General features: G+C 56.6%; 2 protein-coding genes and 1 pseudogene. 1 reads left to right on the top strand and 2 read right to left on the bottom strand.

What is annotated here, in order from left to right:
• Nucleotides 1-344, top strand: a pseudogene (locus tag HMPREF2990_RS13155) (DDE-type integrase/transposase/recombinase); the annotation flags it as partial.
• A gap of 63 nt (nt 345-407) precedes the next feature.
• Here HMPREF2990_RS13155 and HMPREF2990_RS01155 read toward each other — a convergent pair.
• Nucleotides 408-2,156, bottom strand: a complete 1,749-nt coding sequence (locus HMPREF2990_RS01155; RefSeq protein WP_070762285.1) for an ABC transporter ATP-binding protein — start codon at nt 2,154-2,156, stop codon at nt 408-410.
• Nucleotides 2,153-3,940: an ABC transporter ATP-binding protein gene (locus tag HMPREF2990_RS01150; protein WP_070762284.1), complete on the bottom strand. Its 1,788-nt coding sequence runs from the start codon at nt 3,938-3,940 to the stop codon at nt 2,153-2,155. Before HMPREF2990_RS01150 ends, HMPREF2990_RS01155 begins: the two co-directional genes overlap by 4 nt.
• Between the last annotated feature and the right edge of the window lie 749 nt (nt 3,941-4,689).

Here is a 4,689-nt window from a genome sequence, read left to right as displayed (position 1 = left end):
GTTTGTCACCGACGTTTACTCTCGACGGATCGTTGGGTGGGCGTTATCAGACTCGATGCGGACGGAAGCACTGCCGCTGCAAGCTCTTAACCAGGCGATCGTGTGTGCTGAGGAAACAACAGGTCTCATTCACCATTCAGATCACGGCTCACAGTATGTCAGCGTTGTCTACAACCAGCGACTTGCCCAGCACGGGATTGCCGCTTCCACCGGAACGGTCGGTCGGGGATTCTTATGACAATGCTCTGGCAGAAAATGTTAATGGTTCCTACAAGAACGAGCTGATCCATGCTCGCAGGTGGGATGATGTTGTCGAGGTAGAAATCGCGACGTTCGAGTGGGTGTTGAGGCGCGAGGATGTAGGCATAGACATAGTTTTTCCTTTCATGTGCTTATACGTGCTGTGTTTAGACGAGTTGCCATCCAGCTGCGTTGATGCGTTCTTGCCAGAAATCGCGGTATTGACCCGGCTGGTTGACCAGCTCGTTGTGGCACCCGCGCTGGGCGATACGCCCATCGTGGGAGAGCACAATGATTTGGTCAGCTTGACGAATGGTTTCAAGTTTGTGGGCGATGACAATCAGTGTGGAGTGCTTGCGTAGCTCGTTCATCGCCGCAACAATGTTGGCTTCATTTTCCGCGTCCAACGCGCTGGTGGCCTCATCGAACAGCACGATCGGGGCTTTCTTCACCAAGGCGCGAGCGATGGACACTCGTTGGCGTTCCCCTCCTGACAGTGCACGCCCGCCAGCACCCGCCAATGAATTCCAGCCGTCTGGGAGACGGTTGACAATTTCCGTCACGCCCGACAGGTCAGCGGCCCACCTGATTTCTTCATCGGTAGCTTCGGGGTTGCCAAGGCGAATGTTGGCTTCGAGCGTGTCATTGAATAAGTAGACGTCTTGGAAGACCAGGGATATCTGGCGCATCAGGTCTTCGGTGGTTTGCTCGCGCACGTCCACTCCGCCAACGCACACGCTGCCGGACTGCACATCCCAGAAACGTGTAACCAGCCGGGCGATCGTCGTCTTCCCGCACCCAGATGGGCCAACCAGGGCACACATGCCGCCTTGCGGGACATGGAAGGAAATATCACGGAGAACCGGAGTGTCCGGATCGTAGCCGAAGGTCACATCATCGAAGCGAACATCACCAGGAGCGCCCACCGGTGTGGAGATGACAGGTTCGGACAATTCGGGAGCGTCCATGACCTTGTCGACGTGGTTCATCTGCTGGCGGCGTTCTTCCAGCCCCGACATACTTCCGCCAATGTCTTGGAGCATGGTGGTGAACCGCAGACACATGCCGATTGTGACCACGGCGTTCAGCGCAGTCATTTGCCCGCCGAGGGTGAGTTGGACGCTGAGCCAGATCATCACCACAATGAGCGCTTGGACGAACATCCCATTAATCAGGATCGCTAATGTTCCGAGCCACAATGCTTTGCGGCCCTTGCGGTCAGCCTGGTCGAAAGCCTGATCAAGGGCCGGGTAGTCGTCGGCGACATGGCAGGAACGCAGCGCGCCTTGGCAGGTGGCGAATTCGACCATGCGAGCCGCCAGCTCCGAATCCGCTGGTTCGGAAACCTGCTTGCCCTTATCGAGAAGCACACGAGAGATATGGAGGAAGGCAAGCATGATCGGGAACGCGATCGTCAAGGTCAGTCCCAGCCGCCAATCCCAGAACCAGGTTCCCACAGTGACTACGAGCACGGCTGAGAGTTTTTGGACGAGGGAGAAAATGAAATGTGCCGCCGACTCGCCCAAGTCCATCATTTCCTTGGTGACCATGCGCGACAGTCGGCCAGAGCTACCCGAATCGAACACTCCCAGTGGTAGGCGGGCTACTTTGTTACCTACTGCCTGGTGGATGTCGTGAATGAATCCAAGCGCGCCGATATAGCCGGTGCGCATGCCATAAAACTCCGTGCCCACGCCCAGCACCGCGAACACCGCCAAGGCGATGAGCCAGCCCCAAAACGACAGCCCCCACACCGGCATTCCGGTCGCCAAGGCGCTTGCTGCAGGGAGTAGCGCGAGCAGGGCAAAGCCGTGACACAGTCCTGAGACCGCACCCCACGCTTGACCGACCGAGAGGTCTCGCCACGAGGTGGGTTCCATCAAACGCTTAAAGCGTGGCAGCAATAGTTGATTCATCGTTTCATCTCCTCGCATGCACCTTGGGCAAGAAGTGCCTGATAGTGCGCATTACCCAACAGCTCGTCATGTTTACCGACCACAGCAATGCCCCCGCGTTCCATGACGACAATCTGATCCGCGCCCCTGATCGAGGCCAACCGGTGGGCGATCACAATCACGGTTCTGCCTTTGGCAAGAGTCGAGAGAGCTTGTTGAATTTTCGATTCCGATTCCGGGTCCGCCATCGCCGTCGCCTCGTCCAGCACCAACACTGGGGCATCAACCATGAGCGCCCGGGCGATCGCGATACGGGCTGCCTGCCCGCCCGAAACGTGGGTGCCCTCCCCCAACACGGTGTCGTAACCATCTGGCAGGCTCATGATGAACTCGTCGATCTGCGCTGCTCTCGCCGCCTGCCGCACCTGATCCAAGGTTGCGTCTGGCGCGCCCAGGGCAATGTTGTTGTGGATGGTGTCGCGAATAAGCTGTGCATCTTGCAGGACGAACGCGACCGTCGAATACAACACATCCTGGGAAATGCTCTTTAGATCAACCCCGCCGATAGTGATCGTGCCAGCGTCCGGGTCATCGAAGCGGGCAATCAAACTCGCCAACGTCGACTTCCCCGCACCCGACGGGCCAACCAGCGCGGTCACCGTGCCTGCCGGAATGCTCAGGCTCACCTCGTCTAATGCCTGGGTATCGTCATAGGCATACGACACACCCCGAATCTTAATATCATGACCGTGTGGCGTCTGTGGCGCATCGGGCTGACTCAACGCCGGTAGCTCCATGACGTTCACCAGCCTCACTGCCGCAGACCCTGCGAGCTGGTACGACCAGGCGATAGTTGCGACTGTCATCAACGCTCCCGGCAGCACCAAGGCGATCAACGTCGTCGTTATCACCTCGTAGATGCTCACCCAACCGGCGTTCATCATCAACGCGCCACCGCCCAGGTTCACGATCAACAACACCGGGATCGACACCCACGAAAATGAGGCGACCGACATCGACACCAGCGGCATACACCACGCCCGGTAGAACTTAGAAAACTCGTTAGCCGCATCTAAATAGGCTTTATGTGCTTGGCCGACCTTGCCGAATGCTTTCACCACTGAGATACCGGCAACGAACTCGGCCATCGTTGCCGAAACCTGAGCGAGCTTGGTGTCCATTTGTGCGGTCTTCTCATTCATCCCACGCATCGACATGCCATACATGCCCACATAAATCGGAATCGTCGCAGTCGACAGCAACGCGAGTCGCCAATCCACCACAAACGCATACATCAACAAGGCGAGCGGGGATACGATCGCGTTCAGCTTCTCAATCGGCCCGTGCGCGATCACTGTATGCACCGTGGCCGTATCATCCTGAATGGTCTTGCGGATCTTCCCCTCACCCTCGCGGGTAAACCACGACAGCGGAGCAGTCGACATTCGGGCGGCAATTTGCCGACGCATCTGGTTACGCAACGACAGGTCAATAAAATGCGTCACGCCCAATGCAACAAAATATAAGGTCAACCGGGCCATGTATGCGCTGACGAGGAGTATGACGATCCAGTTCACTCGCGCCGGGTCCACCTGGTCTTGCATAAGTTCTCTGCCAAGCTCCACCAGAGCCACATACGGGGCAATAGCCAACACACCAGAGAGAAAAGCCAAAACCTGCGCGATAAACAGTTTGCCTTTCACCGGCTGCGATAGCTTACGAATCGCCCTTTGACCAGCGACAGATTTTTCCTTCGCCGACTCATACTCACCGTCAACAACCTGATCCATTGCACGATCGTCCACGTAAACACCATCCTTCTTAGGTAAGTCTAACCTTACTTTATTTCTGGGAGGTGTACCTAACCGTGCACGTCAACCGCTGCAATATCACCCTTGCAGGGTCATGCTCACCTGTTCACCGGTGCGGAATACGAATCGGATCGTATCCTCGTCTACGATGGCGTGGTCGATGAGTGCGCTCCACTGTGCGGGGCGAAAATCGTTCACAGGTTCGCCTGCCAGATCGCCTAGGGCTGTGGTGATGGCGGCGTGCTTGGCGGTGTTCGCTGCAATATCTGCCTCTAGGCTCGCTTTGGATTCAGCAAAAGCGCTACATGTCACTATCCGCACTCGAACAGACCAAACACCTCATGCACCGAAAAGGAGACGACCATGACGATCAGCACCAGCTAACCGCCTAAACAAACCCCGAACTTCAAACCGAGCCGAAAGCTAGACGGCTACACCACTCCACGGGACTTGACCATAAACCTTCCTAGGCATGGAGGTAGATTACCTTTCCCCGACCCAACACGGTCGGAATCAGAGGTGTCTACCAAACAGGGGTCAGGTCCACCAGCTCGCTATGCTGTCCTGGTACACCGTCCTCCTGTTGCAGTGGATGGAGGGACACGGTTTGCGTTCCATCATGAATCGTGCAATCGAGCATCACCGGAAAACTGGAATTGTGTGGATCAATCGGCAACCGAATCGCTACCTAGATTCGAAAGAACACCGAAACCTTGTTTTTAGTGACACGCTTGAAGCTCTTG

Origin of the sequence: Corynebacterium sp. HMSC071B10, from assembly GCF_001814825.1 — a bacterium.
Taxonomy (GTDB): domain Bacteria; phylum Actinomycetota; class Actinomycetes; order Mycobacteriales; family Mycobacteriaceae; genus Corynebacterium.
The sequence above is the reverse complement of the archived record's forward strand: the minus strand, read 5'-3'. Positions and strand labels throughout refer to the sequence as shown.